At 63.0% G+C, this 4,487-nt stretch carries 5 protein-coding genes; 1 reads left to right on the top strand and 4 read right to left on the bottom strand.

All coding sequences use genetic code 11. The features are described from left to right. Nucleotides 1-961 (bottom strand): class I tRNA ligase family protein (locus tag WB528_RS25030; RefSeq protein WP_423891750.1); only part of this gene is annotated, 961 nt, incomplete at its 3' end. A gap of 178 nt (nt 962-1,139) precedes the next feature. Beyond that, a complete protein-coding gene (locus tag WB528_RS25025; RefSeq protein WP_423891748.1) occupies nt 1,140-2,111 on the bottom strand; it encodes a bifunctional riboflavin kinase/FAD synthetase in 972 nt (323 codons plus the stop codon). Between the two features lie 210 nt (nt 2,112-2,321). On the opposite strand from WB528_RS25025, the gene WB528_RS25020 reads away from it, so the two are divergent. Continuing rightward, a complete protein-coding gene (locus tag WB528_RS25020) occupies nt 2,322-2,717 on the top strand; it encodes a response regulator (protein WP_072817184.1) in 396 nt (131 codons plus the stop codon). A 76-nt stretch (nt 2,718-2,793) separates the two neighbouring features. Here WB528_RS25020 and WB528_RS25015 read toward each other — a convergent pair whose 3' ends face one another. Both WB528_RS25015 and WB528_RS25010 read right to left on the bottom strand, forming a co-directional pair. Beyond that, entirely contained in the window at nt 2,794-3,648 is an 855-nt protein-coding gene (locus WB528_RS25015; protein WP_423891744.1) for a TIGR01459 family HAD-type hydrolase, read from the bottom strand. Between the two features lie 8 nt (nt 3,649-3,656). Next, nucleotides 3,657-4,487, bottom strand: an 831-nt coding sequence (locus tag WB528_RS25010; RefSeq protein WP_423891743.1) for an EAL domain-containing protein, incomplete at its 5' end; no start/stop codon positions are given.

The following is a 4,487-nucleotide window of genomic DNA, read 5'->3' as shown; positions in this document are numbered from 1 at the left end:
CGAGCGTGCCGGCCGGAATATCGCGGACCTTCTCATAGGCCGTAACGCGCGCCTGCTTGAACACGGCTTCCGCCACCGCATCCGCCAGGATCAGGAGATCGCCGTTCTTCGCCCAATTGTCGGCGGGCGCGTCGGTGACCTTGTAGAGGCCGTAGGCGATCTTCGGCGAGAAGCTGATCGCTCGATTGCCCGGAAGCGTCCATGGCGTGGTGGTCCAGATCACGACACCGGCACCGGCGAACGCCCCGTGGGCCGGCGATGTGACCGGGAATTTCACCCACACCGTATCCGAGGTGTAATCCTCGTATTCGACCTCGGCCTCAGCGAGCGCGGTCTTCTCCACCACGCTCCACATCACGGGCTTGGAGCCGCGATAGAGCGTGCCGTTGGCGGCAAACTTCATCAGTTCGCGCGCGATCTGTGCTTCGGCCGGGTAGCTCATGGTGGCGTAGGGGTGATCCCAGTCGCCGATGATGCCGAGCCGCTTGAATTCCTCACGCTGCACGTCGAGCCAGTGCGTGGCATAGGCGCGGCACTCCTTGCGGAACGCCACCATCGCGGTGGAGTCGCGGAAGTCCGGCTTGGTCTTGCCCTTGGAGCGGTAGTTTTCTTCCTCGATCTTCCATTCGATCGGCAGGCCGTGACAGTCCCAGCCCGGCACGTAGTTGGAATCAAAACCCAGCATCTGCTGGCTCTTGGTCACGACGTCCTTGAGGATCTTGTTGAGCGCGTGCCCGATATGGATGTTGCCGTTGGCGTAGGGCGGGCCATCATGGAGGACGAATTTCGGCCGCCCCGCGGATGCCTCGCGCAAGCGCTCATAGAGGCCGATCTTGTTCCAGGTCTTGAGGATGTCCGGCTCGCGCTGGGGCAGGCCGGCGCGCATCGGAAATTCTGTCTGCGGCAGGAACAGGGTCTTGGAATAGTCTGATACGTCGGACTTTTGCGGCTTTTCGGACATGGGGGCTCTGGTACGCGATCGAGGGCGGATGGCGGATGAACGACAAATCCCGGTCTTCTCGCCGAGCGGAAAGCTCAGGCGGAAGCCGGGCCGCTAATGCCGATGCTGCGCCGCGTAAACATGGGCTTTCCATAGCAGGGGGCGGCGAAATCGCAAAGCCCGCCCGACCAAGCAAAAATCAGCCCGCGACCCCCAATTTTGGGAAGGCCCCGGGCGAGGCCGCCAGAACTGCGCGGGCGCGACGGCTATCGCCGTCCATCTGGCGGATAAGGCCGTCGAGGCCGTCGAACTTCAATTCCTCGCGCAGGAAGGCGATAAAAGCCACGTCCAGGCGGCTGCCATAGAGGTCGCCCTTGAAATCGAACAGGAAGACCTCAAGCAGCGGTGCGCCATTGTCGAAGGTCGGGCGACGGCCGAAACTCGCCACGCCATCGAAGCGTTGGCCGTCTCGGCCGACGCGCACCGCATAGATGCCGTGCCTGAGGCCGCAATTCTTGTCGAGCCGGATATTGGCGGTCGGATAGCCGAGGTCGCGGCCGCGTTTTTCGCCGTGAACGACCTCGCCGGTGATGAACCAGGGGCCGCCCAGCATGGCGGTCGCCTCATCGATCTGGCCTTCCGCCAGCGCCATGCGGATCGCGCTTGAGGAGACCGGCCGCTCGGCGATGTCGACATGCGCCTGAACGTCGACCTCTATTCCGAGCCGCGGCGCCTCGGTGACCAACAGGCCGGGCGAGCCGACGCGACCTTTGCCGAAATGAAAGTCATAGCCGACCGCGATGCCACTGATTCCGAGCCGTTCGATCAGATCGTGGTGAATAAAGTCTTGCGCGCTCGTCTCGGCGCGACGCCTGTCGAATGTCATCACCACAGCGCCCGAAAGGCCGGTGCCCGCCAAAAGGCGGAGCTTTGCGGCCTCATCCGTGAGGCGGAACTGGGGGGTGTTCGGGCTGAAATAACTTCGTGGGTGGGGTTCGAATGTCACCGCGAATGGCGGTTTGCCGTGCGCTGTGCCCATGCGCAGCGCCGCGTCGATGACGGTGCGATGGCCGAGATGAACACCGTCGAAATTACCCATCGCCACGACCATTCCCTTGGGGATGAAGGCCGGAGGGGCGTTATCGCGGATCACCGTAAAATCGCGGGCCATTTACAAAGTCTTAGTGACAGAGGGCGGACCGTGGCTTGAGGCGGCAGGCGAAGTCAAGCCGGTCCGATGGGTCTCACAGGATAGCGGATAGGCCCATTGGCTCCGGCGTCGGTTAACGGGCTGTTTAACGGCTGATGGTAGTCGTTGGGTTGGAGTGCGGGGTTGCGTATTGGCCCCGCAGTGTTCGATTGTTGCCGAGGGGGTTTGAAGATGGCGGTGGATCTATCGATGTCGGTTCTGGTGGTGGACGATTACAACACCATGATTCGCATCATCAGAAATCTCCTCAAGCAGCTCGGCTTTGAGAATATCGACGATGCCGCCGACGGATCGGCTGCGCTCAACAAGATGCGCGCCAAAAAATATGGGCTGGTGATCTCCGACTGGAACATGGAGCCGATGACCGGCTACGACCTGTTGCGCGAAGTCCGCGCCGATCCCAATCTCGCCACCACCCCGTTCATCATGATCACGGCCGAGTCCAAGACCGAGAACGTGATCGCCGCCAAGAAGGCGGGCGTGAACAACTACATCGTCAAGCCATTCAACGCGGCGACCCTGAAGACCAAGATCGAGGCGGTATTCCCGGATCTGGCGAACGCGTAAGCCGCGCGGCAATCCCGCCGAATTTGTCAGTGCCCGGCCTTTGAGCCGGGCATTTTCATTTTGGGTCTGCCAAGCCTTACCATCGCAGCTCCCGCGTCAGCGCGCGTGGCGGATGGCCGAACAACTCCTTCACGGATGCGGGATCGAGCTGATCAATGCCCTCGAACTCTTCCGAATGGATGCCCCGCGTCACGAACAGGCAATCGATTCCAAAACCGTGCGCGCCGGCAAGGTCCGTTCGCACGGAATCTCCGATCGCGAGTACCTGGTCGAGCGCCACCGCCTGCCCGCGCCGGTCGGCGGCCAGCGCGATGGCACGCTCATAGATCGGCCGGTGCGGCTTGCCGTAGAAGATCACCTCGCCGCCGAGTTCGAGATAAAGTTCGGCGATCGCGCCCGCGCAATAGATGAGCCGGTCGCCGCGTTCGACGACAATGTCGGGATTGGCGCAGACCAGCGTGAGCTTCCGTTCGCGCGCCTTCAACATCATTGCGCGATAGTTTTCCGCTGATTCCGTTTCGTCATCGAACAGGCCGGTGCAGACGATGTAGTCGGCCTCCTCCAGAGGCGCCAGCACGGGAGCGAGGCCGCGATAGATCGAGTTGTCGCGCTCGGGGCCGACCCAGAACACCTTCTGGCCGGGATGGTCGGCGACGAAATTCCGCGTCAGATCGCCGGAACTGACGATGGCATCGTAGGTCTCGTCGGCGACGTGAAGCTTGCGCAACTGCCGCTGCACTGAATCCGCTGGCCGCGGGGCGTTGGTGATCAGGATGACGGTGCCCCCTCGGGCCCGAAAGTTCTGGAGGGCTTCGCACGCCTCGGGAAAAGCGACGAGGCCGTTATGCACGACGCCCCAGATGTCGCTCAGCAGGACGTCCACGCCGCCAATGAGGTCGCGCAGCCTGTCGGCAAATTTCAGCGCGGTCATCTTCTAGGCTAGTTCGGACCAACCGCACGCCGCGCCAGCGCGGCGTTGCCGGTGGCGCGCGGCGAAGACTCGATAACCGACGCGTCGGCTGCCGGCGCTTTGACCGCGCCGTTGGATTCCGGTGCCTTGCTTGCTCCGTCCGCGGCTGGCGCGCCCTCGGGCCGCAGCGGCCGGGGCGGGGCAAACAGGAAGCCCTGGCCGAACCGGACGTCGAAATCGAGCAGATCGACGACGGCGCGCTCGCCTTCGATTCGCTCGGCGATCAAGTCGATGCCGAAGCGGCCAAGCAGGTCGGAAAGATCCGAGGGGTGAATGTCCGATGCCGACGAGGCCTTCGGATCGAGCAACAGCGCGGCCGGCACCTTGATGAAGCGGACGCCGCGATCGGCAAGCTCGCGCGGCTCTATTCTGAGATCGGTGACGTGGTCGATCGAGAAGCGATATCCCCGCTGCGCCAGCGCCGCCAGATGTTCGCTTTCGGTCGGACCGAGGTTGCGAAACGTCGCCTGCTTGAATTCGATTACGAAGGAGGGCGCGAGCGCGCGGTTGGCTTCGAGAAAATCCAGGCATGGCGCGAACGTCGCGGGACTGCCGAGCGTTGCGGCGGCCATGTTGCAGAACACGCCGACTTCCTTGTTGCGGACCATCAAGCGGCGCAGCACCTGAACGCAACGCAGCATCATGGTGTGATCGACCCGACCCATCAGGCCGGCGGCCTCTACATAAGGCAGGAAATCGTCGGCCGCGAGCACACGATCATGCTCGTCGCGAATTCGCGTCACAGCCTCGTAAAAACGGACCTTGCGCTGCGGCAAGGTCACCATCGGTTGCAGGTAGAT

Origin of the sequence: Bradyrhizobium sp. (assembly GCF_049586575.1) — a bacterium.
Taxonomy (GTDB): Bacteria; Pseudomonadota; Alphaproteobacteria; order Rhizobiales; family Xanthobacteraceae; genus Bradyrhizobium.
The sequence above is the reverse complement of the archived record's forward strand: the minus strand, read 5'-3'. Positions and strand labels throughout refer to the sequence as shown.